Genomic DNA, 26,502 nt, shown 5'->3' with positions numbered 1-26,502 from the left:
AAACGAAGCGCCTGAGGCGGCCTCGTCCTTCGAGACGCCGCCTCAGGCGGCTCCTCATCAGGATGAGGCCTTAAGTCCTGGCTCAAGAATCACACGGATCGCGCTCTTATTCCGCAGCCGCCCGCAGGCTCTGTCGGATTTGCGTGCGCAGTTCGTCGATGGGCGCCAAGCGGCCTTTGTCCTCATAATGCCAGAAGGTCCAGCCGTTGCAGGCCGGCAGGCCCTGCGCCAGCGCGCCTGTCTTGTGAATCGAGCCGACGAAGCCCGATAGCGACAACGCGCCGTCCGCGCGCACGACCGCGGCGTGGCGCTTCTTCGCGTCGCGCAGCACGGCGCCGGGCGCAATGAGCCCCGCCTCGACGAGGCTCGCGAAGGCAATACGCGGTTCGCTGCGTTTCGAGGGCGCGGTCGCGACGGCCTCCTCGGGCAGCGGCTCGACTGCGGCGATGCGCGCGACGGCGGCATTGGCGTAAGTCCCATCGCGTTCGAGACCGATGTAATCGCGGCGCAGCCGCTTGGCGACGGCGCCCGTTGTGCCGGACCCAAAGAACGGATCGAGCACCAGATCGCCCGCCTTAGAGGCCGAGAGAATCACACGCGCCAGCAGCGTCTCGGGCTTTTGCGTCGGATGCGTCTTGCGGCCCGTGGCGTCCTTCAAGCGCTCGGCGCCGGTGCAGATCGGCAGGAGCCAGTCCGAGCGCATCTGGCAGTCTTCATTGCCGGCCTTCAGCCCCTCGTAATTGAACGTGTAATTTTTCGCGCCGGCGTCGCGCGCGGCCCAGATCATCGTTTCATGGGCGTTGGTGAAACGGCGGCCGCGGAAATTCGGCATGGGGTTGTTCTTGCGCCAGACGATGTCGTTCAAGATCCAGAACCCGAGATCCTGCATGATCGCGCCGACGCGGAATATGTTGTGATAGGAGCCAATGACGAAGATTGTCGCCTGGGGCTTCATCACCTGCCGCGCGGCCGAGAGCCATTCGCGGGTGAAAGCGTCATAGGCGGCGAAATCGGCGAATTTGTCCCAGTCGTCGTCAACCGCGTCGACGAGGCTCTGATCGGGCCGCGTGAGCTTGCTCGCGAGTTGGAGATTATAGGGCGGATCCGCGAAGACGAGGTCGACGCTTTCGGCGTCGAGACCCTTCATCAGCGACACGCAATCGCCTTGCAGGATCATGTTGCGCGCCGGCCGCGCGCGGCGCGGCCCATCCTTTAAATCCCCGGTACGCGTGACCTTTATCCGGGTTGTGAGGCGGGCCGCCCCGACGCGCGCGCTACTCATTTACGCAAACACCACAAACGCTACGAACACGCAGGATGATGCCCAAACGAGGTAAAGGCCGCGTATAGAGAGCCAGCGCCGGACCGTCCCTTTTTCGAACGATTCTGTTAATGAAATAACAAGCTTAGCAATAAGCTAACGGCGACGCTCAGCCCTCGCGCAGCGGCGAGAAACTCATGCGGTGGAGAGGCGTTGGGCCGATCTCGCGCAGCGCGTCGAGATGGCGTGGCGCGGCGTAGCCGACATTCGTCTCGAAACCGTAAGGGGGGAAATGCGCGCCGAGCCGCCGCATCATGGCGTCGCGCGCGACCTTCGCGACAATGGAGGCGGCGGCGATGGAGAGCGCCGCCGCGTCGCCTTTGACGATGGCGCGACAGGGGCAGGAGAGGCGCGGCGGATCGGACCCGTCGACGAGGACATAGGCCGGCGCGCGGGAGAGCCCGGCGATGGCCCGGGTCATGGCGGCGAGCGAGGCTTGCCGGATGTTCATGGCGTCGATTTCCGCCGGCGTGACGAAGGAGACGCTGACCGCAAGGGCCTTCTTCATAATGCGCTCGAAGGCGTCTTCGCGCTCTTTCTGGGTGAGCGCCTTGGAATCGTCGAGGCCGCGCGGCAGGCGCTTCGGGTCGAGAATGACGGCGGCGGCCGCGACAGGCCCGGCGAGCGGCCCGCGGCCCACTTCGTCGACGCCGGCGACCGGCCACACCCCCTGTCGGAACAGACGGCCCTCGATGCGGAAATCCGGACCCGCGCTCATCGCTCCGCCGCTCCAGAGCGGCGCGACCGGAGGGCGGGGTCTTTCGCATTGGCGCGCATTTGCTTAGCAAAGCGCCTGCGCCGTCGAAGCGCAACAGAAAGCTTGCCCTTTTCCCCTTAAAAAAGCGCGAGTTGCTGGGGCCCTTTGCGCGGCGGTTCGAAGAGATCGGCGCGCAGCCGCGTCGTCGTCGAGGAGAAGCCGAGCCGCTTGGCGGCGAGCTCGAAGCGCCGGCCGATCATCCAGGCATAGGGCCCCTCTCCCGTCATGCGCTTGCCGAAGGTCGCGTCATAAGTCTTGCCGCCGCGCGTCGAGCGCACCAGCGAGAGCGCCCGGCGCGCCTTGTCCGGGAAATTGGCGACGAGCCATTCGCTGAACAAATCGCGCAGTTCGAGCGGCAGGCGCAGCATGACATAGCCCGCCTCGCGCGCGCCCGCGGCGTAAGCCCTCGACAGGATGGCCTCGATTTCATCGTCGTTGATCGCCGGAATAATCGGCGCCGTCATCACCGCGACCGGCACGCCCGCCGCCGCGAGTTTCGCCATCGCGTCGAGCCGTCGTTCGGGCGTCGCGGCGCGGGGCTCCATCACCCGCGCCAGGCTGGGATCGAGCGTCGTGACCGAAAGAGCGACCTTGACGAGGCCCTCTTGCGCCATGGGGGCCAGCAGATCGAGGTCGCGCAGCACCAGCGCGGATTTTGTGACGATGGCCACCGGATGTTTCGCCCGCGCCAGCACTTCGAGAACGCTGCGCATCACCCGATGGCGCCGCTCGGCGGGCTGATAGGGGTCGGTGTTGGCGCCGATGGCGATGACCTTCGGCGTGTAATTTTGAGCGGACAATTCCCGTTCGAGGAGCTGGGCCGCGCCTTCCTTGACGAAAATCTCCGTCTCGAAATCGAGACCGGGCGAGAAGCCCATATAGGCGTGGGTCGGTCGCGCGAAGCAATAGACGCAGCCATGCTCGCAGCCGCGATAGGGGTTGATCGAGCGATCGAAGGAGATGTCCGGCGAATCATTCCTGGTGATGATCGTGCGGGGCTTCTCGACGTGGAAATTGGTCTTGAGCGCCTCGAGGCCCTCCATCGAGCCCCAGCCGTCATCGACCTCCTCGCGGACTTCCTTCTCATAGCGCCCGCTGCGCTTGGAGAGCGCGCCGCGCCCGCGCCGGCGCTCCGATCCGACGTGCGCGCCGACGCCAGCGGAGCCCTCCGCGTCGGGCGAAATTTCCGCGAGCCGAGCCATGACGAACTCCCGCCGTCGACCGGGAGGCCGGTCCCCCGGCCTCCCATAATCGCGCTTGGGGAGGCCGGTCGCCCGGCCTCCCATGATCACGCTTCGGGGACTTACGCGCCGCCCCGGCTCGACCTGCCAGTGCGGAACAAAGCGCGAATAACGAACAGATATAGAACAAATCTGGCCGTGGCAAGGGGTCGGAACAAGCGGCTGCGTGCGCCGTGAAGCTCAAAAGAAATAACCCCTCCGGCTTGGCGGAGGCCTCCTTTGGGAGGCCCTCGAAGCAGGAGGGGTCGTGCGTCGACCTGTTTACATTTCCGCGCCCGCGCGCCCGCGCGGCGCGTCCGCCAGGGAGCGCCTTCAGCGCACCAGAATATTCTTGAACTGCCAGGGGTCGGTTTCGTCGATGTCCTCAGGGAAGAGGCCGGGGCGTCCCTCGAGCGGCGTCCAGTCCGTGTAATAGCCCTTCACAGGGCCGAGATAGGGGAGCTGGACCTCGAGGCAGCGCTTGTAGTCGACCTCGTCGGCCTCGACGATGCCGGCCTCCGGATTTTCGAGCGCCCAGACCATGCCGGCGAGCGCCGCCGAGGAGACCTGAAGGCCGGTGGCGTTCTGATAGGGCGCGAGGTCGCGCGTCTCCTCGATCGAGAGCTGCGAGCCGTACCAATAGGCGTTCTTGGCGTGGCCATAGAGCAGCACGCCGAGTTCGTCGATCCCGTCGACGATCTCGTGCTCGTCGAGGATCTTCCATTCGGGCTGCATCCTGCCGGCGGCGCCGAAGATTTCGTGGAGCGACAGCACCGCGTCATTGGCCGGGTGATAGGCGTAATGGCAGGTCGGCCGGTAGACCGCCTTGCCGCTGTCGTCACGCACGGTGAAGTAATCTGCAATGGAAATCGATTCATTATGCGTGACCAGGAAGCCATATTGCGCGCCGGGCGTCGGGCACCAGCTGCGCACGCGCGTATTGGCGCCGGGCGAGAGCAGGTAAATCGCCGCCCCGCAGCCCGTCGGGTGGGTGCGGCCGATCTCCGGCAACGCCTTCTCATGCGTTCCCCAGCCGAGCTCGGCGGGTTGCATGCCCTCCGAGACGAAGCCCTCCACCGACCAGGTGTTGACGAAGACATTGAGCGGCTTGGGGTCGCGGGCGCGCTGCGTGTCCCGCTCGGCGATATGAACGCCCTTGACGCCGAGCTTCTGGGCGAGCGCGCCCCATTCCGCGCGGGTCGTCGGCTCCTTGTCGAAAACGCCCGTATCTTTCGCGATATTCACGAGCGCCTGTTTCACGAACCAGGACACCATGCCCGGATTGGCGCCGACGCAGGAGACGGCCGTCGTCCCGCCGGGGTTCTTGCGGCGCTCGTCGAGAATGGTCTCGCGCAGCGCGTAATTGGTGCGCGCCTCATTGCCCATGGACTTGTCGAAATAAAAGCCCGGCCAGGGCTCGACCACCGTGTCGACGTAAAGCGCCTTCAGCTCGCGCGCGAGTTTCATGATCGCGAGCGAGGAGACGTCGACCGACAGATTGACGATAAAGCCCTGTCCGCCGCCCTTGGCGAGGAGCGGCGTCAGCACCTCGCGGTAATTTTCGGGCGTAAGCTTCTCCTTGAGAAAAGCAATGCCGCGCTCGTCGAGCAGGCGGCGATGCGTATCGACGGGGTCGATGACCGTGAAGCGCTGCTTGTCGAAGTCGAAATGGCGTTCGATCAGGGGCAGGATGCCGCGCCCGATGGAGCCGAAGCCGATCAAGACGATCGGGCCGGTGATTTTGCCATAGACGGGCCAGACGGACATAGGTGCGGTCTCCTGCGCTTCTTAACGAATGTTGCGCCGCGATAAAGCAAGAGCGGGCGTCTTAATCAAGTGCGGGCGTTCTCGCGCTCTTGACCCCCGCCGGCCGGCCGCCAGAATCAACGGGCCAAGGGAGACGAGCGCGATGGAACCCGCGAAGCACGGCGGCGTCGAGGGCGGAGCAGGCCGCGGGGCGACGCTACGCCTCGTGCCGGCCGCCGCCGAGGAGCCCCAAAAGGCCAGGCCGGTGAAGCTTCTTGCGAGCGATTCGGTCGAGGACGCCGCGGTCTGCGTCTTCTCGGCGTCGCTCGACCACTTCGAAGCCAATCTGCCGGCCTTCAAGGGGGACCAGTCGGCGGAAGCCGTTCATCAAATGCGGGTCGCTTTGCGGCGGCTGCGGGCGGCGATGGGTCTCTTCAAGGACGCGCTGTTCGGCGAGGCGCTGGAGGCGGCGCGGGCGCGGGCCAAAGACCTCGGCTCCGTCCTCGGCGCGGCGCGCAATTTCGACGTTTTTCACGAGATGCTCACGGCGGCGCCGGGCGAGGCCTTGAGCGACGATCCGGGCTTTTACGCGCTGCTCGACGCGCTCGAGTTGCGGCGCGCCAAGGCCTATCGCGCGGCCCGGGCGGAGCTGGAGGGGCCGCGGCTCGAAGATTTCCTGGGCGACTTCCGTAAAGCTATCGCCGAGCGGGACTGGCGCGCGGCGGCCGGCATGTCGGATGAAGGATCGGCGCGCGCTTTCGCGCGTGAGACGCTCTCGCGGCTGCGCAAGCGCGTCCTGAAGAAAACCAGGGGCCTCGCCAAGCGCTCGCCGGAAGAGCGCCACGCCGCCCGTATCGCCTTAAAGAAAGCCCGCTATGGCGCGGAGTTTTTTGAAAGCCTGTTCGACGCGGACGCGGCCGCCGAGTTCTCGGCGGCGCTCGCCAAGAGTCAGGACGGGCTCGGCGCCTTCAACGACATCGCGATGGCGGGCCGGCTGCTGGACGACGTCGACGCCGAAAGCGCCACGAGCCTGCGCCCCTCCGGCTTCGTGCGCGGCTGGTTCGCCCATGCGGCGCAAGAGGGCGCGGCGCATGCGCGGAAGACCGAAAAGAAACTCAAAAAGCTCAAGCCGTTCTGGAGTTGACTCCCCCGCCCTTTTTCGGCGTCACGGCGAGGGCCAGGGCGGCGCGCCTCACCCGGAAACCGATGACGCGGCGTCGCCGTCGATGCGGCCGAGCACGCCGTTCGGCAGCCGCGGACCGCCGCCGAGATAGCGGTTGCGCTCACGCACCATTTTCGTCACGCCGGCGAAATCGATCTTGCCGGAGCCGAGCAGCGGCACGCGCTCGACGCAGACGACCTCGGCCGGGATCGAGAGATCCGAGGCGCCTTTCGATTTGGCGTAGGCCATGAATTCGGCGCGGCTCGCCTCCTTCTCCTGCGTGACGAGCACGACGCGCTCGCCCTTGCGCGCGTCAATCTCCGTCGCGGCGGCGGAAATCGCCTTGGGCCAGAGTTCGGCCGCGAGCTGCTCGACGGCGGCGAGCGACACCATCTCGCCGCCGACCTTGGCGAAGCGCTTGGCGCGGCCCTTGATCGTCACAAAGCCCTGGGCGTCGATCGTGACGATGTCGCCCGTGTCGTACCAGCCGCCCTGCGGCGGCTGCAGTTCGCCGGGACGCTCGGCCTTGAGATAGCCCATCATGACATTGGGGCCGCGCACCAGGAGACGGCCGCCCTCCTCGACGCCCGGCACGGCCTCGAGCCGGGCCTCGACGCCGGGCATGAGCCGGCCCACCGTGCCGAATTTGTTGAACATCGGCGTATTGAGCGCGAGCACGGGGGCCGTTTCGGTGACGCCGTATCCCTCGAGGATGCGAATGCCGAATTTTTCGCACCAGACGTCGCGGGTCGATTGCTTCACGGGCTCGGCGCCCGCGACGACATAGCGGATCGAACGGAAGTCGTAAGGATGCGCCGAGCGCGCATAGCCCGCCAGAAACGTGTCCGTGCCGAAAAAGATCGTGGCGTTGGTGCCGTAGATCATCTCCGGCACGATGCGGTAATGCAGCGGCGACGGATAGAAATAGACCGGCACGCCGGAGATGAGCGGCAGCATGAAGCCGATCGTCAGGCCGAAGCAGTGGAACACCGGCAGCACGTTGAAGACCTTGTCCTTGCGGCCGAAGTCGATGCGCGCCGCCGCCTGCGCCGCGTTGACCAGCATGTTTCTGTGCGAGAGCGCCACGCCTTTCGGCGCGCCCTCCGAGCCCGACGTGAACAGCACGGCGGCCATGTCGTCGGACTTGCGGGGGAGGACCGGCTTTCTGTAGCGCAGGAGCGCGCCGAGCCTGTCGACGGCGCCGATGCTTGCGCGCATGTCTTCGAGATAGACGAGCGTTACTTTTTCACAGAGAGCGGCCGCGAGCCTGTCGAGCTTGCCTTTCTCGATGAAGTTTTTCGAGGTGAGAATGGTCGTCACCCGCGCCGCTTCGCAGCCCGAGAGGATATTGCTCGCGCCCGCGGTAAAATTGATCATGGCGGGAACGCGCCCGGCCGAGATCGTCGCGAGAAACGCGACGCCGGCCGCATTGGCGTTCGGCAGCATGACGCCGACGACGTCGCCCGGCGCGCCGATACTGGCGATCCGCTCGGCGAGCGCGCGCGTGCTGACGAGGATTTTTCGATAGGTGAGCTGGCCGGTGAGCGGATCTTCGAGCGCGACGCGCGACAAGCCGTGCGTGTCGCCGGCGCGCACGACCGCCTCGAAGATCGTCTCGTCGACCTTCGTCGTGCGGAACACGAGGTCCGACATGATCTGATAAAGCGCCGCGCCCGCCGCCATGCGGCGCGTCTTGCCCTTGAGCGCCTCGTCGACCGTGAGGCGCACGGGCTCCAGAATGGTGAGCGTGAATTTGGGAAACCAGCGCCGCCGCGCCTGCTCGCGGGTCAGGCGCGAAAACATCGTCGCCTCGGGGCCGTCGATCTTCACCGGCACGACGAGGGCGCCGGATTTCTCGGCGATGAGGCCGGCGCCGTCGTAGACCTTCATCAGGCTGCCCGTGACGGTGAGGCGTCCTTCCGGAAAGATCACCAGCGGATCGCCCGCCTTCACGGCGTTGACGAGCGTGCGCGTGCCCATCGGCTTCGTCGGATCGAGCGGAATGGCGCGGGTGAAGTGGAGAAAAGGCCTCACCCACCAGCGTTTGGAAATGCCCGAGTCGATCGCGAAGACGGGATCCCTTGGCATGACCGAGAGAATCGCCGCCGCGTCGAGAAAACTCACGTGATTGAGCGCGACGATCGGGTTCGGGCCCGCCTTGTCGAAATTGTCGATCCCCTTCACGTCGAGCCGGTAGAAGGCGCGAAAGAAGATCGACAGCGCGTCAAGAAAAGGGTTGGTGACGACTTTCCTCCTGATCCAGATCGCGGAGAGAAAGGCGACCGCGCCCATGCCGAGGAAAAGCTCGGCGAGCGTCACGCCCTTGCTTTGCAGAAAGGCGACCCCGGCCCCGCCCAGCGCCATGAAGGCGGCGTTGTGGACATTGACCGCCGCGACGGTGCGGGCGCGCTGATCGGCCGGGCTTTGCGCCTGAATGGCCGCGAAGGACGGAACGATCATCAGCCCGCCGGCGAGCGCCAGCAGCGCAAGGTCGATCGAGGCGCGCAGCGCGCCGGGTTGATCGAAATAGGCGGCGATGTCGAGATTGGAAACCGAGCCCTCGGCGGCGCGGCGCAGCTCCATGACGCCGAGATCGATGGAAGCCGCGGCGATGATGGCCGCGCCGACGACGGCGGGCAGCAACACGATGCGCCCCTTGAGCAGAAAGGCGGCGAGGCCGGAGCCCACGCCGATGGCGATCGCAAAGATCGCGAGATGCAGCGTCACGACGCTTTCGGCGCCATGCAGCGACTGGGTGACGAGCGGCGGCATCAGCGACATGGCGATCGAGCCGTAGAGCCAGAACAGGCTCGTCACCGTGGTGAGGCGCTTGAGCTGCGGCGCGGCGCGCAGCGCCTTGAGCAGCCGGAAGGTCGAGCGCACGATATTGGCGTCGATCTTGAGATCGGCGGCGCCCCGCGGCGTCGAGGGGATGAACCAGGCGGCGGCGTAGGCCGCGAGCGCCACGCCCATGACCCCGCCGACGAAGCCCACGGCCCCGAGCCGCTCGTCATGGGTCTGCATGGCGAGGCCGCCGGCGATCGTGCCCGTGAGAATCGCGAAGAAGGTCGCACTTTCCACGAGCGCATTGCCGGCGGGAAGCTCCTCCCGCGTCAGATGGTCGGGCAGAATGCCATATTTCACCGGCCCGAACAGCGCGCCGGTGACGCCGAAGAGCAGCAGCGCGGCGAAGAGCGTCGGCACATTCTCGAAATAAAAGCCCGCGGCCGAGATGCTCGCGACCCCTATTTCCGCCAGGCTCAGCGCTCTCGCGATTCGCGCCTTGTCGAATTTATCCGCCATCTCGCCGGCAAGCCCGGAGAGCAGAAAGAAGGGCGCGATGAAGATGGCGCCGGCGAGCGTCACCAGCGACGCGCCCTCCGAACCGCCGAATTTCGCCAGGATAAGCAGGACGAGCGCGTTCTTGAGGAAATTGTCGTTGAACGCCGCGAAGAACTGGCGCCAGAAAAGCGGCGCGAAACGGCGCGTGGCCAGAAGCGATTGCGACATGAGCTTTGTTCCAACAGGCGGGCCGGCGACATTTGACCAATGTTGACCAATGATCAAGACGCCGGCCCCTTTCAACATGATCGGTTTTCAGCCGCCAACCTTGGCGACGTCCATCAGCAGGCGCTCGGCCTTGGCGTCCTCGATCCGGTTCAAGAGCTTCTCCGCCTCGACATTGTCGCGGATGGTCTTGGCGAGGACGATGCAGGACTGCACCAGCATCACCATGCCCATGAGTAGAAAGCCCTTCATCCAGTAATCGATGGGCATGACAAACACGCCGCCGGCCATCATGGCCGCGGCGAGGCCGAAGGCGGCGTAGGAGAAGGTCACGAAAGCGGCGGAGTGCTTGATCGGCTGTGCGGTCATTGTCGTTTCTCCTTGTTGCATGCGAAGTCCCCAGCGCATGGCGGGCTTTGATCACGCGGGCGCGCTCGGCGCCGCAGCCCTCCGTCTGAGGCGGGCGAGAACATCCGCGGCGCGGGGCGCGGCTGGCGGACCGAAGCCGGCCGCCGCGAGGGTCTCCTGAAGCGTCTCGGCGGGGGCCGCGACGTCGAGAGAATCGAGCGCGGCCTCTGCGGCGCTCGCCTCCAGCTGACGCTCGCGCAGCCGCGCGAGCGTCGCCTCGGCTTCCGAAAGGGTGGCGCGATGACAGGGGGGCTCCTCCAGTCGTCCCTGACGGGCGATTCGCACCGCCTCGGCCGCCCGGGCGATCCGGCGTCCCCGGTCGAGTTCCGCGAGCCGCGCGGTCTGGCGCTGAAGAGCGCGTTCGAGCTTGCCGATCTCGACCGCAAAAGTCTGGCGCGCCGTGTCGGCGGCGGCCGCGTTGGCTTCGAGCGCCGCAATGGCGGCCGCGGCCTTTTCGGCGAGATCCTCGCGGCCGCCCCTCAGGGCCTCGACCGCGCGGCTTTCGAGCGCCTCGATCTCGGCCCGCACCGCAGAAAGTTTTTTCGCTTCGACCCCATCCTGGGCGGTCGCGAGGGCGAGCGCCTTTTTGGCGCGCGCGAGGGCTGAGGCGGCATCTCGGATCTGCTGGTCCAGAATGACCAGCGCATGGCGGTCCGCGAAGCGCTCCTCAGCCTCGAACGCCCGCCCCCTCAGCAAGGTGATCACGGTCTTCAGCATGACCTGCTCCGGTGTGAACTTCGTTCAAGAAAGAGAGGTAGCCCAACTTTGAACTTTGTTCAAGAGAAATGTTGAACTGCGTTCGAAGGCGTGCTTAACGGTTGAGCCATGCTGGAACCGCGCGCCCGCTTTGGCGGTTTGAACAAATGTCCGTGTCCGGCGCCGCCGCCGGCCCTCGCCGACTGCGCGCGGAACCCGAAAGGATGCCTTGGGTGAGCGAGACCAGGACCGAGGCCGGCGCGCAGCGCCGCTCGAAATTGCGCGAGCGTCTTCTGGACGTCGCCCGCCAATCGATCGCCGCGCGGGGGCTTGCGGGACTGAAGGCCCGCGACCTCGCCTCGGAGGCGGGGTGCGCCCTGGGCGCGATCTACACGGCCTTCGACGATCTCGACGAGCTGATCCTGCGGGTCAATCTGTCGACGCTGCAGCGTCTGGGCGAAGCGCTCGACGGCGCCCTGCGGGACGCAGAGCCGGCCGGCTCCCTGCGCGCGATGGCCCGCGCCTATCTCGATTTCGCCCGCGCCGAGGAGCCGAGTTGGCGGGCGTTGTTCGAGCATCGCCTCTCCGGCGGCGCGCCCGTGCCCGACTGGTATGTGGACGCCCGCAACCAGCTTTTCTCACGCCTCGAGACGCCGCTCGGCCAATTGCTTCCCGGTCAGGACCAGGAGTCTCGCGCCCGCCTCGCCCGCACCCTGTTTTCCGCCGTGCATGGCGTGGTAGCGCTGGGCCTCGAACAGAAGCTCGCGGCGACCCCGCCGCAGACGCTCGACGCCCAGCTCGACGCGCTGGTCCGCCTCATCGCCGCCGGCCTCGAAAAGGAAGCCCAGGCGTAACGCGCCCGGATCGCTTGCCAGGCGCGGCGCGACCTGACATAGGCGCGCATGGCTTTCCTTCTGCTCTTCGTCGTCGCGATTTGGGCCGGCGCGCAAAATGCGCTGGCCGGCGGCGGGTCGTTCCTCATTCTGCCGACGTTGATGTTCACCGGGATGGATGCGCTCGCCGCGAACATCACCTCCTGCGTCGCGCTTTTTCCCGCTCAGGTCGCCACCGGGTGGACCGGACGAACGCATGCGAGAGGCGTGGGGACCGTGTCGCTCCTCTGGCTCTTCGCCATCAGCATCGTCGGCGGCGCCATCGGCGCGGTGATCCTGCTGGCGACGCCCCGCGGCCTCTTCGCCCACCTCGTGCCCTGGCTCGTGCTGTTTGCGACGGGCCTTTTCGCCTGGGGCAGCTTTTTCAGGAAGCCAGGGGAGGCCCATGGCCATCTGAGCCCGGGGGGCGCGGGGTTCGTCCAATTTCTGATTGCGACCTACGGCGGCTATTTCGGCGGCGGCGCCGGCTTTCTCATGGTCGCCGCGCTGACCATGGCGGGACAGGCCGTGCGCATCGCCAGCGCCACCAAGAACGTGCTGGCCGGGGTGATGAACGCCTCCGCCGTCGCAATTTTCCTGTTTTCGCCGGATCTGCACTGGACGCAGGCGCTGGTCACCGCGGCGGGCGCAACCATCGGGGGCGTCTCCGGCGCGCGGCTCATCCATGTGATCGACGAGCGGGTCTTGCGCCTCTTCATCATCGGCGTCGGCTCGGCGCTCACGGTCGGCCTGTTCCTCAAAGCGCCGTGAAAATTCCTTGAAACACAACGCTCGCGGGTGACGAATTGTCAAGCTTTCGGCGCGATGATCGTGTCGACGAGCCGCCGTGATTGAACCGCCATGCGTCTTTCAACCGCTGACCGACTGCGACAAAAAATTGCCCCCACGGAGGAAAAGCGCGTCGCCGCGCGCCTGAAATCCTATGTCGAGGCCTGGGCCGATCCCGGCGGGGTCAAGCCGGCGATCCCCTGCGTGGTGATCGACATTTCGACGACGGGCGCCCGGATCGACTGCAAGGCCGAATTACCCGATCAGTTCATTCTGGTCTTCGGCCAAGCGCGGCATTTGGCCAAGGTCGTCTGGCGCCGTCAGACGCTCTTCGGCGTCGCCTTCCGCAAGGGCGTTCGTCGGCCGCGCGCGGGCGCGGCCCCGAAGCTCGTGGCGGAGGCCTAATTCGCCATCGCTTTTTCAATTTCCGGGACGAGAACCGTCGCCGCGGCGGAGGGCGTCAGCGGACCGATGAATTTATAGGCGATGGTTCCGTCGCCCTTGATCACGAAGGTCTCCGGCACGCCATAGACGCCGAAGTCGATGGCCGTGCGGCCGGCGGGATCGACGCCGACGCGCTGGAAAGGATTGCCCGCCTCCTGAAGGAAGCCCAGGGCGTTGGCGGCTTCGTCCTTGTAGGAGAGGCCGTAGAGCTCGACGCCTTTGCCCTTCAGCTTCTCGTCGCGAGCGATCGACATCAGCGTCACATGCTCCTGGCGGCAGGGCGCGCACCAGCTCGCGAAGACATTCACGAGGCTGACATGGCCCTTACGCAAATCCGCGGTGGCGAGGCCGGGAGCGTCGAGCCCCGCAAGCGCCGGCAGATCGAACTGCGGCGCGGGCTTGCCGATCAGCGCGGAAGGGATGCGCGAGGCGTCGCCGGAGAACAGCCGAACGAGAAACAGCGCCGCGAGCAGCGCAAAGAGAACGAGCGGCAGGAAGCGCAGCGGCGAACGCTGCGACGCGGTCAGCGGCTCGCTCACGCAGCGCCTCCGTCCTGGTCGCGCGCCGTAAAGCGCGCGAGCTCCGCCTTGAGGCGCCGATAATCGAGGATGATACGCGCCGCCATGCCGCCGATGGTGAGAAAGGCGATCGCATAGGCAGCCGCGACGTAGCTTGCGTGGTCGCTCATTGCGCGGCCTCCAGCGAGGGCGAGCCACCTTCGTCTCGCGCGCCCTCCTGCAGCGCCTGAAGCGACAGTCGCGCCAGGCGGCGGCGCAGGATTTCGTTGCGGATCGCCATGAAATAAAGGGTGAGGAACAGGAGCGTCGCCGCGAGCGCCATCACCAGGAGGGGCCACAGCATCGCGCCCGAGATCGTCGGCCCGCCGATGCGGAAGACGGAGGCCGGCTGATGCAGCGTATTCCACCAGTCGACCGAATATTTGATGATCGGAATGTCGATCGCGCCGACCAGCGTCATGATCGAGGCGACGCGCGCGCCGCGCGGCGTGTCGTCCATCGTCTGGCGCACGGCGATGAGGCCGAGATAGAGCAGGAACAGCACCAGCATCGAGGTGAGCCGCGCGTCCCACACCCAATAGGTCCCCCACATCGGCTTGCCCCACAACGACCCGGTGACGAGGCAGACGAAGGTGAAGGCGGCGCCGAGCGAGGCGGCGGTCTTTTGCGCGGCGTCGGCGAGCGGATGCTTCCACACGAGCACGCCGAGCGAGGCGGACGTCATCGCCACATAGGCGAAAAGCGCCAGCCAGGCCGCGGGCACGTGAATATACATGATGCGCACGGTTTCGCCCTGCTGATAATCGGGCGGCGCGGTGAAGGCGCCGTAGAGCCCGATGGCAAGGAGGACCAGCGTGACGCCGGCGAGCCACGGCAGGACGATGCGCGCGAAATTCAGAAAGCGCGTCGGATTGGCGTAGTCGAGAATATTCGGCATCTTCCGACCTGATAAACGAAAGCGGACGCCGCTGCACGGCGCCCGCTGTCTGGAGCCTTTGGTCCGCCGCGCTTAATTGGCCTTGGTCGCGGCCTTTGTCGAGTCCTTGGCGACGTCCTTGGACTGTTCCGCCAGGATCTGAGCCTTGGACTTGCCATGGAGCAGGTCGATGGCGGCGATGAGCTGCTTGTCCTTCTTCTCGTCCGGCGGCACATAGGCCTGCGAGCCCGTCTTCTCGTCCTCGCCGTTCTTCAGATGGCCCTTGAGCGAGGCTTCGCCCTTGGTGTCGTCCTTGCCCTTCAGCTCGTCCGGGACTTCCTGCAGGATCACCATGTCGGGATCGATGCCCTTGGCCTGGATCGAGCGGCCGGACGGCGTGTAATAGCGCGCCGTGGTGAGGCGCAGCGCGCCGCTGGCGCCGCCGAGCGGGATGATGGTCTGCACCGAGCCCTTGCCGAAGGAGCGCGTCCCGATCAGCGTGGCGCGCTTGTGGTCCTGCAGCGCGCCGGCGACGATCTCGGACGCCGAGGCCGAGCCGCCGTTGATCAGCACCACGACCGGCTTGCCCTTGGAGAGATCGCCGGGACGGGCGTTGTAGCGCTGGGTCTCGTCGGCGTTGCGGCCGCGCGTCGACACGATCTCGCCCTTGTCGATGAAGGCGTTGACGACCTGGATCGACTGGTCGAGCAGGCCGCCCGGATTGTTGCGCAGGTCGATGATATAGCCCTTGAATTTGTCGGCCGGGATTTCCTGCGCATATTTGGCCATGGCGTTGCGCAGGCCGTCCGCGGTCTCCTCGTTGAACTGCGAGATGCGGACATAGGCGATGTCGTCGTCCTGCTTGCGCGCGCGCACGGATTTGATGTGGATCTCGGCGCGGGTCAGCTTGACGTCGAGCTTGTCCTTGTCCTTGCCGCGGTAGATCGTCAACTTCACCGGCGTGTTGATGGCGCCGCGCATCTTGTCCACGGCCTGATTGAGCGTCATGCCTTGCACGCTCTCGTCGTCGATGGCGCCGATCAGGTCGCCGGACATGATGCCCGCGCGCGACGCGGGCGTGTCGTCGATCGGCGTCACGACCTTCACGAGGCCGTCTTCCTGCGTCACTTCGATGCCGAGCCCGCCGAATTTGCCCTCGGTCTGGGTCCGCATGTCCTTGAAGCCCTTGGCGTCGAGGTAGCTCGAATGCGGATCGAGCGAGGTCAGCATGCCGTTGATGGCGTTTTCGACAAGCTTCTGCTCGTCGGGCTTCTCGACATAGTCGGCGCGAACCTTGTCGAAAACGTCGCCGAACAGACTCAGGAATTTATAGGTGTCGGCGGTGGCCGCCACCGCCGGCGTGCCAATCAACGCCCGCGCTTGCTGGCCAAGCGTCGCGCAACCGGCGCCGATGGCGATTCCGGTAGCGAGTAGAGCAGTTTTGCGAATCATCCGCCGACCTTCCGACTGTCTGACCTGGCCCACCATGGGCTCGAGTCGATCGAGGTTCCGTCCTTGCGGAACTCGACATACAAAATGGGTTGTTTCGCGCCGATCGCGATGGTCGCCGCCGTCTGCGCGGCTCCGTCTCCCATGCTGGCCACCGGCTCTCCCGCCAGGACGAATTGTCCGACGTTCACATTCGAGCGACTCATGCCGGCCAGGACCACATAATAGCCGCCGCCCGCGTTAATGATCAAGAGTTGTCCATAAGTTCTGTAAGGACCTGAAAAGGCGACCCATCCGTCGCAGGGCGCGACCACCACGCCATTGTCGCGCGCGCCGATGAAATAGGCTTTTTCCTTGCCGCCGAAACCGTCGGGCGCGCCGTAGCGCTTGAGCACCGACCCCGCGACCGGAAAATTGAGCTTCCCCTTGAGATCGGCGAAGGAAACGGCGGGCGCGAGCCGCGCCGGGTCTTTGAAGGGGGCGGCCAGCGCTTTCTGGCGCTGCTCTTCGTCGAGCTTCGCCTGCGCGGCGGCCCGCTCGGCGTCGGCCTTGCGCGCGGCCTCGGCGGCCTGGCGCGCGGCCTCGCTTTCGGCCTCCATGCGCGTGATGAGCTCTTTCAGGCTCGTCGCCTGGCGCGCCAGTTTCTCGACGCGCGCGCTTTCGCTCTGCAGCGCCGACTGCGCCGCGGAGAGGGCTTCCTGGCGCATGTCGATGAGCGCGCCGAGTTTTTCGCGCTGCTCGGCGAGCGCCGTCTTTTCTTTCGTCAGGCGCGCCTGCTCCTGCCGCACGCCGTCGCGCAGCCGCACGAGCTCGGTTAGATCCGTTTGCAGCGCCTGCGCTTCCGCGCGCATCTGCGGCAACAGATCCCCGAGCGCCAGCGCGGCGCGCAACGCGTCGAGCACGTCCTGCGGCCGAGCGAGCAGCGCGGGCGGCGGACGCCGGCCCATGCGCTGCAGAACCATCAGCACTTCGACGATCGTGGCGCGGCGGCCTTCAAGTGAATCGACGATGGCCTTTTCCTGCAGCCCGAGCTTTTCGAGGCGCGTCTCGATCTCGGCGGCGCGGGCCTCGGTCTCCTGGAGCCGGCCCGTCGCCTCGATCAGCGTCTTGTTGAGATTTTCGCGGATCGCCGCATGGGCGGCCACGTCCTGTTCGAGCTTGCGCGCGCGCTCCTTGCTTTCGCCGATGACGTCCTCGACGCCGCGCAGCTCGAGCCGCCGGATGGTGAGATCAGAACCGTCTGCGGGCGTCGCCGCCTTCTCCTCGGCGCGCGCGGCGAGCGAGGCGACGGCGACCGCGGAGGCGAAAGCGAGGCCGCCGACCGCGCGCCTGCGCATGTCGCCAACCCGAAACCGCTCCGCCGATGCCGTCATGCGCGCCGCAGATCCTTCGTCTTTGAAAAAAACTGGCCGGAACTATGGCCCGGCAATCTGGTCCACATTGCGGCGGAGGGCGGAAACAACCGCGCCCGCCCGCGGCAAGGTAAATAGCGCTTCGATTGCGGGTTGCAGCTTGCGTCGCCAGTTCGGCCGCTCGCGGTCGGTTCCGGGCAGATTGACGGCGACGGCTTCGCCGGCGAGATCGTCGAGCTGCGCCACGGCGAGAAGCGCGGGCGTGCGCGCTGCGAACGCATGCAGCGCCTGCGCCAGCGCGTCGTCGAACGGCGTCTCTACGTCGCGCGGCGCGATAAGTCTCTCGGCCTGCAAGGCGTCGATGAGGGCGCGCCTGTCTCTCGCCCGCGCCTCGCGCTCCTCCGCGGCGGTTTGCGGCGAAAGCAGCGCGAGACGCTCTTTCTCGGCGATGTCGGCTTCTTCCCACCAGCCTCGTAACGTCGGCAGATCATGTGTCGAGACGCAGGCCATGGCCTTTTCCGGATAGTCGCGCGGCGCCACGAAGCCTGCGCCGGCGCGCTCGAACCAGAGCACCCGATAGCTCAGGACATGCGCAGCGTCGAGACGCTCCCTGAAGCCCCAGGGCAGCGTGCCGAGGTCTTCGCCAATAACGGCGCAGCGCGCCCGGACGCTTTCGAGCGACAGCTGCGCGAGCAGCGCGTCGAGCGGATAGGAGACATAGGCGCCCTCGCCGGCCTTTGCGCCCTCCGGCACGAGGAAGAGCCGCGCGAGCCCCATCACATGGTCGATGCGCAGCGCGCCGGCGTGGCGCATGTTGGCGCTGAGCAGCTCGGCGAAGTCGGCGCCGCCGTCAGCTTCGATCGCCAGCGGATTGGGCGCGGGCAAGCCCCAATTCTGGCCGTCGCGGCTGAAGGGATCGGGCGGCGCGCCGATCGAAAAGCCCGCGATGAGATGCGCGGCCTTGCGCCAGCTTTCCGCGCCGTCGGGAGCGGCGCCGATGGCGAGGTCGCGGCAAAAGCCGAGCGAAAGACCCGCTCGCTGCGCAGCCGCGGCGGCCCCAAAGAATTGACGATCGGCGACCCACTGCAGGAATGCGTGAAATCGCAGACGCGTCGCATGTTGATCCGCGATAGCGGCGAGCGCGGCCGCTTGCGCGTCGCGCAAGGCCTGCGGCCAGCGCCGCCAATCTTCGCCGCGCCTCGTCTCGCTGATCGTCTCGAAAAGCGCAAAGCGCGTCAGCGCCTCGCCGCCATCGGCGCAAAAACGGGCGAAGCCTGCGACGGGCGCGGCGTCCGGCTGGCGTCGCGCCAGATCGTCGAATTGCGCGAAGGCCGTTTCGAGCGCGCGCTGCTTGAGCGCCTGAACGGCCGGATACTCGACCATGTCGCGCAAGGACAATGCGCGGGCGTTTTCAGGGTCGAATGCGGCGCCGGGGCAATCGGCGAGGTCGATGTAAAGCGAATCGAGAAAGCGCCGGTCGGAAGGGTAATACGGGCTCGCCCGCGTGCGGTCCTGCGAAAACAGCGCATGCAGGGGATTGAGGGCGACGAGCGCCGCGCCGGCCTTGGCGCTTTCCTCGGCGAGGCGACGCAGCGTCGTGAAATCGCCCATGCCCTGATCGCCGTCGCGGCGCAAAGAATAGAGCTGCGCCGAAAATCCGAACGCGCGGCCTTCGGGAAGATGACAATGCGCCGGCGCGACGATGAGACGACAGGTTGCGCCATCCTCGGCGCGGAGGTCGTAACGACCTGCCGGAAGCGGCGGCAATGACGCGCGGCGGCCGTGACGCCGGACGCCGTCCGCGCCAAGCCAGGCGCAGGGCGCCACGTTCGACAGGACCAGCGGCTCTTCGTGTCCGTCTTCATGCGCGAGCGTCAGACGCGCGGGAGCCTCAACGCCGAGGCGCAGCGTCACAGGCGCATGTTCGCGACCGACGAGATGTTGCGGCAAGGGGCGGCGATCGCGCATTTGCGCCAGACGCAGCAGACTGTCGCGCGCGTCAGTCCGGCTTCGCGCGGGCAGGCCGAGCCGGGTCAGCAGCGCAAGCAGCGTGTCGCGCGGGACCTGATGGTCGACGCCGTCGACGTCGCGCCAGTGCGTGGCGACGCCCGCCGCCTCTGCGAGCCGCGCCATCAGCGCGTCGTCGGGGGCGGGCAAGCGAGCCGGCGCAGCGCTCTTTTCTTCGACGAGCAAGACCGCCGTTCGCGCCGGAGCCGTCACATCGCCCGCTTCAACTCTCGCCTCGCCCTCAGAGGCGTCGAAGGCCAGGCGCCAGCAATAGCCGTCGCGCGTCTCCGGCGCCGTCACGCCACAGGGCGCGGCGTCTCTGTGAAGAATGACGAGAACGCGGTCGCCCTGCGCATAAAGCGTTGCGATCAGAGTCGGCGCGTCGCCTCGGCGCCAATCTTCCTCGCGCATCGGTGCGCCGTCGGGCCGTCGCCAGTCCACATCGGGGATGAGGGAATCGTCCTGGGCGGCGCCGTCGAGGAAGCGATCGTCCCCCAGCGCGGGATGCGCGTTGCGCAGCGCAATGAGTTTCGCCGTCGCCTCGATCAGCCCGGCGTCCGCCAGCGTCCAGTCGATCCAGCTCGTTTCGTTGTCCTGCGCATAGGCGTTGTTATTGCCGTTCTGCGTATGGCCGAGCTCGGCGCCCATGGCGAGCATGGGCGTTCCCCGCGAGAAGAAGAGCGTCGCCAGCAGATTGCGCTGATCCCGCTGGCGCGCCGCGATGATTGCAGGCTCGTCGCTCTCGCCTTCCGCGCCATTGTTCCAGGAGAGATTGTCAGTTGTCCCGTCGCGATTGTCCTCGCCGTTCCCCTCATTGCGCTTACGTTCGTAGGAGACGAGATCGCGCAGCGTGAAGCCGTCGTGCGCGGTCACGAAATTGACGCTGCTCGAGGGACGACGGCGTGCGAACAAATCCTGTGAACCGGCGAACCGCGTCGCCAATTCTCCCACGCCCGCGGCGTCTTTGCGCCAGAAACGCCGGACGCTGTCGCGATAACGATCGTTCCATTCGGCGAAGGGCGCCGGGAATTGCCCGAGACGATAGCCGCCCGGACCAAGATCCCAGGGCTCGGCGATGAGCGTGAGCTCGCGCAGCAGCGGGTCCTGCCGCAGCGCCGTCAGGAAAGGCGCGTCGGGATCGAAGCCCGAGGGGAAGCGCCCCAGCGTGGTCGCGAGATCGAAGCGGAAACCGTCGACGCCGCCAAAGGTCGCCCAGGCGCGCAGCGCGTCCATGGCGAGCCGCACGACGGCTGCGCGCTCGAAGGCGAGAATATTGCCGCAGCCGGCGTCATTGACATAGCGCGACTTCTCCTCGGCAAGCCGGTAATAGGTAGCGTTGTCGAGACCGCGCAGGGAAAGCGTCGGCCCGAATGCGTCGCTCTCTCCGGTATGATTGAAGACGACGTCGACAATCACGTCGAGGCCTGCTTCGTGCAGCGCCTCGACGGCTGCGCGCACCTCGCCCCACCCGCCGGGCGCCAGGCGCGGATCGGGGGCCATCCAGGCGATCGGATTGTAGCCCCAGTAGTTGGCGAGGCCCAACGGCGGCAGATGGCGTTCGTCGATCCAGGCCGCGCAGGGAAGCAGCTCGATCGTCGTGACGCCCAGTCTTTTCAAATGCGCGATCGCCGCCTCATGCGCGAGGCCGGCGAACCGTCCGCGCAATTGCTGCGGAATATCGGGATGCGCGGCGGTGAAGCCCTTGACGTGAAGTTCATAGATAATCGCATTTCGCGGCGCCTGGCGCGCAAGCTTCTGCGCCGCAGGCCGCGGCCGGCTCATCACCGCTTTGGCGACGAAGGGCGCGCTGTCGTCTGCGGCGGTCTCGCCGAATGCGAACTGGCTGGGATGCAGCCGCAGCGCCCGGTCGAGCGCGAGCGCGTAAGGGTCGATGAGAAGCTTCGCGCCGTTGAAGCGATGCCCCTCCGCCGGCGCGTCAGGGCCATAAGCTCGAAAGCCATAGCGCTGTCCGTCGTCGAGCCCGGCGACATGGCCGTGAAAGACGTCGCCGGTGCGGGCGGGAAGCCTGATGCGCGCCGTCTCGCGGTCGTCGGCGTCGAACAGGCAAAGCTCGATTTCGTCGGCGTGGGCGGAAAAAACGGCGACATTGGCGCCCGTCTCGTCGAGCGTGACGCCGAGCGGCTCGGGTGCGCCTGTCGTGATCTGCATTCAGGCTCCCTCGCGAACCCTCCCCCGCCTTGCGGGAGAGGAAATCAGACCGTCGACTTCAAAGAGGATGAGCACGCCCGCTTCAGCGGGGGAGGGACAGGGAGGGGACGGCGTCCCCCGAGACCGCCTCACGGTAAAGCGCCGCATAACGCCGCGCGGGATGGCGCCAGGACACGTCTGTCTTCATGCCGTTGACCTGCAAGCTGCGCCACGTCTCTTTATCCCTGAAAACCCTCTCGGCCTGGCGCAGCGCAAGGGCGAGCGCCTCCGCCGAGGGCGGCGAGAATTGAAAGCCTGTCGCGACGCCGGCCTGCAGCGCCATCTCATTGGCGTCGACAATCGTGTCTTTCAGGCCGCCGAGGCGCGAAACGATTGGGACTGCGCCATAGCGCAGCGCGTAAAGCTGCGTCAGGCCGCAGGGCTCGAATCGCGAGGGAACGAGAAAAGCGTCGGCCCCCGCCTGAATGAGATGCGCCATGTCCTCGCTGTAGCCGATGGTGACGGCGACGCGGCCAGGATAGGCGTCCTGCGCCGCGAGAAAGCTCTCCTCGAGATGTTTGTCGCCCGTCCCGATCAAAGCAAGCTGCACGCGGCGCGCCATCAGCGCGGGCAGCGTGGCGAGCAGCATGTCATGGCCCTTTTGCCAAGACAGCCGGCTCACCACGCCCAGCACAAAAGCCTCGGGGTCCGCATCGAGATGCAATCGGCGCTGAAGCGTCGCCTTGTTTTTCGCGCGGCGGTCGAGGCGCCCCGCGTCATAGCGGGCGGCGATGCGGGAATCTGTCGCGGGGCTCCATACCGCTTCGTCGACGCCATTGAGGATGCCGCTGACCACATTCGCGCGCGCGCGCAACAGGCCGTCGAGCCCCATGCCGAATTCGGGGGTTTCGATCTCGAGCGCGTAACTCGGCGACACGGTCGTGATGCGGTCGCAAAGCTGGAGGCCAGCCTTCAGGAAGCCGATCGCGCCGTAATATTCGACGCCCTCCATCTGGAAGGATTGCGGCGGCAGGCGCAGATCGTCGAGCAATTCCTTGGCGAATTGTCCCTGAAAGGCGATGTTATGCACCGTGACGATGGTCGCTGGCCGCGGCCGGCCGCTGTAATGGAGATAGGCGGGCGCCAGCGCCGCCTGCCAGTCATGCGCGTGCAGAACGTCGGGAAGGAAATCCGCAAGCGCCCCTTGCGCGATCTCGGCGCCGACCCAGGCGAGCGCGGCGAAGCGGAAGGCGTTGTCGGGATAGTCGACGCCATTCGCGTCGGTATAGAGTCCGCCCGCGCGCGCATAGAGATGCGGCGCGACGAGCGTGTAGATAACATCTTCGCCCAGGCGTCCCTCATGCAGCCAGGCCGGGCCGCCGAAGAGATCGTCGAAGGCAAGCGACGTCTCGCCCGCCCCGAGCGCGGCGATAACGTCCGGATAGCCGGGAAGCAACGTGCGCGTCTCGACGCCCTCGGCGCGCAACGCCGCCGGCAGCGCGCCCACGACGTCGGCGAGCCCCCCCGTTTTGACGAGCGGGCTCATCTCCGAGGCGACGGCGAGAACCTCGAGCGGCTTCATGTCGCAAGCCTGTCGAGCATCGGCTGGGTGATGAGGCAGACGCCCTGTTCGGTGCGGCGGAAGCGCTGCGCGTCGAAATCCGGGTCTTCGCCGACCACGAGACCCTGCGGGATGCGCACGCCGCGATCAACCACCACATTGGTGAGGCGCGACGAGCGGCCGATGTCGACATAGGGCAGGATCACCGCGTTCTCGACCGTGGCGTAAGAATTCACGCGCACGCCGGTAAAGAGCAACGAGCGGCGCAGCGTTGAGCCGGAGACGATGCAGCCGCCGGAGACGAGAGAGGACAGCGCCTGTCCGCGCCGGCCCACCTGGTCGTGGACGAATTTGGCCGGCGGCGTGATTTCGGCGTAGGTCCAGATCGGCCAGTTGCGGTCATAAAGATCGAGCTGCGGCGTGAAGTCGGTGAGATCGATATTCGCCGCCCAATAGGCGTCGACCGTGCCGACGTCGCGCCAATAGGCGTGCTGCTCGCTCGCCGCGCGCACGCAGGAGCGCGAGAAGTGATGCGCGACGGCTTTGCCGTGCTTCACGATATAGGGAATGATGTCCTTGCCGAAGTCATGCGTCGAATGGGCGTCGTCGGCGTCGCGGCGCAACTGGTCATAGAGGAATTTCGCCTCGAAGACATAGATGCCCATGCTCACGAGCGATCGGTCCGGACGATCCGGCATGGCCGGCGGATCGGCGGGTTTTTCGTAGAAGGCGACGATGCGGTCGTCGTGATCGACCTGCATGACGCCAAAGCCCGACGCTTCGCTGCGCGGCGCCTCGAGACAGCCGACCGTCACGTCGGCCCCCTGCTCGACATGCTGCTGCAGCATGTATTCGTAATCCATCTTGTAAACATGGTCGCCGGCGAGCAGCACGATGTATTTGGGGTCGTAGCTCTCGACGATGTCGAGGTTTTGAAAAACGGCGTCGGCCGTGCCGAGATACCAGTGATCCTCCGAGACGCGCTGGCTCGCTGGCAGAATGTCGAAGCTCTCGTTGCGCTCGGTGCGGAAGAAACTCCAGCCGCGCTGCAGATGGCGAATGAGGCTATGCGCCTTGTACTGGGTCGCGACGCAGATGCGGCGAATGCCGGAATTGAGCGCATTGGAGAGCGCGAAGTCGATGATGCGGGATTTGCCCCCGAAATAGACGGCGGGCTTGGCGCGCCGATCGGTCAATTCCATCAGCCGCGAGCCGCGGCCGCCGGCGAGCACATAGGCCATGGCGTAGCGCGCGAGCGGCGCATTGTCATAGGCGGCCATGCGGTGCGTCCTGTTTAAGTGAGAGCGTCATTCCAGACCATCGTCGGGTTCGAAGAACATTGTGGAAAGCGGCGGGATTTCGAGATCGGCGCAGGCCGGAAAACCCGCGAAGCCTTCCGCCCGCGCTGTAATTGCGCCGAGATTGCCCATGCCGGAGCCGCCATAAGCGGCGGCGTCGGAATTGAGGATCTCCCGCCAGCGTCCGGCGCGCGGCAGGCCGAGCCGATAGGCGTGGCGCGGCACGGGCGTGAAATTCGAGACGACGAGAACGGGCCGCGCGCGATCGTCGCCGTAGCGCAGAAAGGCGAAAACCGAACTCTCCGCGTCGCCGACGACGACCCATTCGAATCCCTCGCTCTCGCAGTCGCGCGCATGGAGCGCCGCGCGGCTGCGATAGAGGCGATTGAGGTCGCGCACATAGTCCTGCACGCCCCAGTGCGGCGCATATTGAAGCAGGCCCCAATCGAGCTCACCCGCATAATCCCATTCGCGCGTTTGGCCGAACTCCTGGCCCATGAACAGGAGCTTCTTGCCCGGATGCCCCCACATGAAGCCGTAATAAGCGCGCGCGCCGGCGAAACGGCGCCAGTCGTCGCCGGGCATTTTGGAAAGGATCGAGCCTTTGCCGTGCACGACTTCGTCATGGGAGAGCGGCAGCACGAAATTCTCCGCGAAGGCGTAGAGCAGGCCGAAGGTCAGCTCATTGTGGCGCCATTTTCGATAGACAGGATCGGACGACATGTAGCGCAGCGTGTCGTTCATCCAGCCCATGTTCCATTTGAAGCCGAAGCCGAGCCCGCCGGAAGAGGTCGGCAGCGTGACCCCGCCCCAGGCGGTCGATTCCTCGGCCGCCGTCACGACGCCGGGGTAAAGCCCGTAGACGAGCTCGTTGAACCTTTGAAGAAAGCGCACCGCGTCGCGGTTGTCGTTGGAGCCGTCGGGATTGGGCGCCCATTCCCCCGCCTTGCGCGAATAATCGAGGTAGAGCATGGAGGCGACGGCGTCGACGCGCAATCCGTCGATATGGAAACGATCGAGCCAGTAGAGCGCGTTGGCGATGAGGAAATTGGCGACCTCCCGCCGCCCATAGTCATAGATCGCCGTGTTCCAGTCGGGATGGAAGCCGCGGCGGGGGTCGGCGTGTTCGTAGAGCGGCCCGCCGTCGAACTGCGCCAGCCCGTGTTCATCAGTCGGGAAATGCGCCGGCACCCAGTCGAGGATCACGGAAAGGCCGGCCTGATGGGCGCGGTCGACGAAGCGGCGGAAGCCCTGCGGATCGCCGTGCCGGCGCGTCGGCGCGAACAGGCCGATCGGCTGATAGCCCCAGGACGCGTCGAGCGGATGCTCGTTGACCGGCAGAAGCTCGATATGGGTGAAGCCCATGTCGGCGACATAGGGCACGAGCGCGTCGGCGAGTTCGTCATAGGTGAGGAAGCGCCAGCCTTCCGCCTTGCGCCAGGACGGCAGATGAACCTCGTAGATCGACATGGGCGCGCGGCGCGGATCGTTGTTGGCGCGCGCGCGCATATGAATGTCGTCGCCCCATTCGTAAGGCGCGTTGGCGGCCACGACCGAGGCCGTCGAGGGTCTGAGTTCGGATTCGAAGCCGAGCGGGTCGGCCTTCAGCGGCAGCAATTCGCCATGACGCCCGAGAATTTCGTATTTGTAGACGGCGCCTGCGCCGACGCCGGGGATGAAAATCTCCCAAACGCCGCTGTCGACCCGCTTGCGCATTTGCGCGCGGCGCCCGTCCCACTGGTTGAAGTCGCCGACCACTGATACGCGTTGCGCGTTGGGCGCCCAGACGGCGAAATTGGTCCCCTCGACGCCTTCATGAACGACAAGCTGCGCGCCGAGCCGCTCATAGAGTTTCTGATGTTCGCCCGCGACGAGCAGATAGTCGTCCAGTGGGCCGAGGAACGGCGGGAACGCGTAAGGGTCGGCGAAGCGCCAGGCGCCCGTCTCGTTTTCGGCGGCCAGGAGATAGGGGCCCCGCTTGTCGAGCGTCGTCAGCGCTTCGAAGAAGCCCGCGTCGTGGACGCGGTCGAGAGCGGCGATTTCCCGCCCGTCCGGCATTTCGGCCGTGAGCCTTTGCGCGCCGGGCGCGAAGGCGCGGATTACGAAGCCCTCGGGGGTCTCGTGCAGGCCCAGCAGCGCGAAAGGATCGCCGTGGCGGGCGGCGAGGATGGCCGCGATCTCGTCGGGTTTGGCCCGCCAGCTCTGTGTGCGCATAAGAAGCCGATGATCCGCGAAGGCCGAGAGGCTCGCAAGGAGCGCCTGTCGGATTTTCAACAGATGATGGCCCGACAGGCGCCGCCGGGGAAGCCCCCGCGCGACGCCAGACTGTCG

At 66.4% G+C, this 26,502-nt stretch carries 20 protein-coding genes; 4 read left to right on the top strand and 16 right to left on the bottom strand.

Annotated elements, in window-relative coordinates:
- Positions 1-106: 106 nt before the first annotated feature.
- The 4 genes from RVU70_RS07885 to RVU70_RS07870 form a co-directional block, all read right to left on the bottom strand.
- Positions 107-1,282 carry a site-specific DNA-methyltransferase gene (locus RVU70_RS07885; RefSeq protein ID WP_363350689.1) on the bottom strand — a complete coding sequence of 392 codons (1,176 nt, stop codon included), beginning with the start codon at positions 1,280-1,282 and terminating at the stop codon, positions 107-109.
- 148 nt (positions 1,283-1,430) lie between these two features.
- Positions 1,431-2,039, bottom strand: a complete 609-nt coding sequence (locus RVU70_RS07880; protein ID WP_363350687.1) for a ribonuclease HII — start codon at positions 2,037-2,039, stop codon at positions 1,431-1,433.
- 116 nt (positions 2,040-2,155) lie between these two features.
- On the bottom strand, positions 2,156-3,280 hold the full coding sequence (locus RVU70_RS07875) for a PA0069 family radical SAM protein (protein WP_363350685.1): 1,125 nt from the start codon (positions 3,278-3,280) through the stop codon (positions 2,156-2,158).
- Between the two features lie 351 nt (positions 3,281-3,631).
- The gene (locus RVU70_RS07870; RefSeq protein ID WP_363350683.1) at positions 3,632-5,065 is read right to left on the bottom strand and encodes a homospermidine synthase; all 1,434 of its coding nucleotides are present in this window, start codon (positions 5,063-5,065) and stop codon (positions 3,632-3,634) included.
- 142 nt (positions 5,066-5,207) lie between these two features.
- On the opposite strand from RVU70_RS07870, the gene RVU70_RS07865 reads away from it, so the two are divergent.
- A complete protein-coding gene (locus RVU70_RS07865; protein ID WP_363350680.1) occupies positions 5,208-6,188 on the top strand; it encodes a CHAD domain-containing protein in 981 nt (326 codons plus the stop codon).
- A gap of 48 nt (positions 6,189-6,236) precedes the next feature.
- On the opposite strand, the gene RVU70_RS07860 is transcribed toward RVU70_RS07865, so the two are convergent.
- From RVU70_RS07860 to RVU70_RS07850, 3 genes are all read right to left on the bottom strand, one after another.
- Complete coding sequence (locus RVU70_RS07860) at positions 6,237-9,716, bottom strand: acyl-[ACP]--phospholipid O-acyltransferase (protein WP_363350678.1); 3,480 nt, start codon at positions 9,714-9,716, stop codon at positions 6,237-6,239.
- An 87-nt stretch (positions 9,717-9,803) separates the two neighbouring features.
- Positions 9,804-10,082: a YiaA/YiaB family inner membrane protein gene (locus RVU70_RS07855; protein ID WP_363350676.1), complete on the bottom strand. Its 279-nt coding sequence runs from the start codon at positions 10,080-10,082 to the stop codon at positions 9,804-9,806.
- A gap of 51 nt (positions 10,083-10,133) precedes the next feature.
- Positions 10,134-10,838 carry a PspA/IM30 family protein gene (locus RVU70_RS07850; protein ID WP_363350674.1) on the bottom strand — a complete coding sequence of 235 codons (705 nt, stop codon included), beginning with the start codon at positions 10,836-10,838 and terminating at the stop codon, positions 10,134-10,136.
- Positions 10,839-11,041: 203 nt separating this feature from the next.
- Here RVU70_RS07850 and RVU70_RS07845 point away from each other — a divergent pair, with 203 nt between their 5' ends.
- The 3 genes from RVU70_RS07845 to RVU70_RS07835 all read left to right on the top strand — a co-directional run bounded on the left by RVU70_RS07845 (position 11,042) and on the right by RVU70_RS07835 (position 12,883).
- Entirely contained in the window at positions 11,042-11,671 is a 630-nt protein-coding gene (locus RVU70_RS07845; protein ID WP_363350672.1) for a TetR/AcrR family transcriptional regulator, read from the top strand.
- Between the two features lie 48 nt (positions 11,672-11,719).
- Positions 11,720-12,460 (top strand): sulfite exporter TauE/SafE family protein, encoded by a 741-nt coding sequence (locus RVU70_RS07840; protein ID WP_363350670.1) that lies wholly within the window; start codon positions 11,720-11,722, stop codon positions 12,458-12,460.
- 90 nt (positions 12,461-12,550) lie between these two features.
- Complete coding sequence (locus RVU70_RS07835) at positions 12,551-12,883, top strand: PilZ domain-containing protein (RefSeq protein WP_363350668.1); 333 nt, start codon at positions 12,551-12,553, stop codon at positions 12,881-12,883.
- On the opposite strand, the gene RVU70_RS07830 is transcribed toward RVU70_RS07835, so the two are convergent.
- The 9 genes from RVU70_RS07830 to glgB form a co-directional block, all read right to left on the bottom strand.
- Positions 12,880-13,461 carry a DsbE family thiol:disulfide interchange protein gene (locus RVU70_RS07830; protein WP_363350666.1) on the bottom strand — a complete coding sequence of 194 codons (582 nt, stop codon included), beginning with the start codon at positions 13,459-13,461 and terminating at the stop codon, positions 12,880-12,882. The genes RVU70_RS07835 and RVU70_RS07830 overlap by 4 nt on opposite strands.
- Positions 13,458-13,610, bottom strand: a complete 153-nt coding sequence (ccmD, locus tag RVU70_RS07825; RefSeq protein ID WP_363350664.1) for a heme exporter protein CcmD — start codon at positions 13,608-13,610, stop codon at positions 13,458-13,460. Before ccmD ends, RVU70_RS07830 begins: the two co-directional genes overlap by 4 nt.
- A complete protein-coding gene (locus RVU70_RS07820; protein ID WP_363350662.1) occupies positions 13,607-14,377 on the bottom strand; it encodes a heme ABC transporter permease in 771 nt (256 codons plus the stop codon). Before RVU70_RS07820 ends, ccmD begins: the two co-directional genes overlap by 4 nt.
- A gap of 72 nt (positions 14,378-14,449) precedes the next feature.
- On the bottom strand, positions 14,450-15,808 hold the full coding sequence (locus RVU70_RS07815; RefSeq protein ID WP_363350660.1) for a S41 family peptidase: 1,359 nt from the start codon (positions 15,806-15,808) through the stop codon (positions 14,450-14,452).
- Positions 15,805-17,178, bottom strand: coding sequence for a peptidoglycan DD-metalloendopeptidase family protein (locus tag RVU70_RS07810; RefSeq protein WP_363350659.1), 1,374 nt, complete (start codon positions 17,176-17,178; stop codon positions 15,805-15,807). Before RVU70_RS07810 ends, RVU70_RS07815 begins: the two co-directional genes overlap by 4 nt.
- A gap of 42 nt (positions 17,179-17,220) precedes the next feature.
- Positions 17,221-21,333, bottom strand: coding sequence for a glycogen debranching protein GlgX (gene glgX / locus RVU70_RS07805; RefSeq protein ID WP_363350657.1), 4,113 nt, complete (start codon positions 21,331-21,333; stop codon positions 17,221-17,223).
- 82 nt (positions 21,334-21,415) lie between these two features.
- On the bottom strand, positions 21,416-22,894 hold the full coding sequence (gene glgA, locus RVU70_RS07800; protein ID WP_363350655.1) for a glycogen synthase GlgA: 1,479 nt from the start codon (positions 22,892-22,894) through the stop codon (positions 21,416-21,418).
- Entirely contained in the window at positions 22,891-24,153 is a 1,263-nt protein-coding gene (gene glgC / locus RVU70_RS07795) for a glucose-1-phosphate adenylyltransferase (RefSeq protein WP_363350653.1), read from the bottom strand. Before glgC ends, glgA begins: the two co-directional genes overlap by 4 nt.
- 27 nt (positions 24,154-24,180) lie before the next feature.
- A complete protein-coding gene (glgB, locus tag RVU70_RS07790; protein ID WP_363351265.1) occupies positions 24,181-26,385 on the bottom strand; it encodes a 1,4-alpha-glucan branching protein GlgB in 2,205 nt (734 codons plus the stop codon).
- Positions 26,386-26,502 lie beyond the last annotated feature (117 nt).

The organism is Methylocystis echinoides, from assembly GCF_040687965.1.
Lineage (GTDB): Bacteria > Pseudomonadota > Alphaproteobacteria > Rhizobiales > Beijerinckiaceae > Methylocystis > Methylocystis echinoides_A.
The sequence above is the reverse complement of the archived record's forward strand: the minus strand, read 5'-3'. Positions and strand labels throughout refer to the sequence as shown.

What these genes read in the sequence shown, in the direction of transcription:
- RVU70_RS07885 (WP_363350689.1), bottom strand. Translation starts at nt 1,282, where the DNA reads ATGAGTAGCGCGCGCGTCGGGGCGGCCCGCCTCACAACCCGGATAAAG.
- RVU70_RS07880 (WP_363350687.1), bottom strand. Translation starts at nt 2,039, where the DNA reads ATGAGCGCGGGTCCGGATTTCCGCATCGAGGGCCGTCTGTTCCGACAG.
- RVU70_RS07875 (WP_363350685.1), bottom strand. Translation starts at nt 3,280, where the DNA reads ATGGCTCGGCTCGCGGAAATTTCGCCCGACGCGGAGGGCTCCGCTGGC.
- RVU70_RS07870 (WP_363350683.1), bottom strand. Translation starts at nt 5,065, where the DNA reads ATGTCCGTCTGGCCCGTCTATGGCAAAATCACCGGCCCGATCGTCTTG.
- RVU70_RS07865 (WP_363350680.1), top strand. Translation starts at nt 5,208, where the DNA reads ATGGAACCCGCGAAGCACGGCGGCGTCGAGGGCGGAGCAGGCCGCGGG.
- RVU70_RS07860 (WP_363350678.1), bottom strand. Translation starts at nt 9,716, where the DNA reads ATGTCGCAATCGCTTCTGGCCACGCGCCGTTTCGCGCCGCTTTTCTGG.
- RVU70_RS07855 (WP_363350676.1), bottom strand. Translation starts at nt 10,082, where the DNA reads ATGACCGCACAGCCGATCAAGCACTCCGCCGCTTTCGTGACCTTCTCC.
- RVU70_RS07850 (WP_363350674.1), bottom strand. Translation starts at nt 10,838, where the DNA reads ATGCTGAAGACCGTGATCACCTTGCTGAGGGGGCGGGCGTTCGAGGCT.
- RVU70_RS07845 (WP_363350672.1), top strand. Translation starts at nt 11,042, where the DNA reads ATGCCTTGGGTGAGCGAGACCAGGACCGAGGCCGGCGCGCAGCGCCGC.
- RVU70_RS07840 (WP_363350670.1), top strand. Translation starts at nt 11,720, where the DNA reads ATGGCTTTCCTTCTGCTCTTCGTCGTCGCGATTTGGGCCGGCGCGCAA.
- RVU70_RS07835 (WP_363350668.1), top strand. Translation starts at nt 12,551, where the DNA reads ATGCGTCTTTCAACCGCTGACCGACTGCGACAAAAAATTGCCCCCACG.
- ccmD (WP_363350664.1), bottom strand. Translation starts at nt 13,610, where the DNA reads ATGAGCGACCACGCAAGCTACGTCGCGGCTGCCTATGCGATCGCCTTT.
- RVU70_RS07820 (WP_363350662.1), bottom strand. Translation starts at nt 14,377, where the DNA reads ATGCCGAATATTCTCGACTACGCCAATCCGACGCGCTTTCTGAATTTC.
- RVU70_RS07815 (WP_363350660.1), bottom strand. Translation starts at nt 15,808, where the DNA reads ATGATTCGCAAAACTGCTCTACTCGCTACCGGAATCGCCATCGGCGCC.
- RVU70_RS07810 (WP_363350659.1), bottom strand. Translation starts at nt 17,178, where the DNA reads ATGACGGCATCGGCGGAGCGGTTTCGGGTTGGCGACATGCGCAGGCGC.
- glgX (WP_363350657.1), bottom strand. Translation starts at nt 21,333, where the DNA reads ATGCAGATCACGACAGGCGCACCCGAGCCGCTCGGCGTCACGCTCGAC.
- glgA (WP_363350655.1), bottom strand. Translation starts at nt 22,894, where the DNA reads ATGAAGCCGCTCGAGGTTCTCGCCGTCGCCTCGGAGATGAGCCCGCTC.
- glgC (WP_363350653.1), bottom strand. Translation starts at nt 24,153, where the DNA reads ATGGCCGCCTATGACAATGCGCCGCTCGCGCGCTACGCCATGGCCTAT.
- glgB (WP_363351265.1), bottom strand. Translation starts at nt 26,385, where the DNA reads ATGCGCACACAGAGCTGGCGGGCCAAACCCGACGAGATCGCGGCCATC.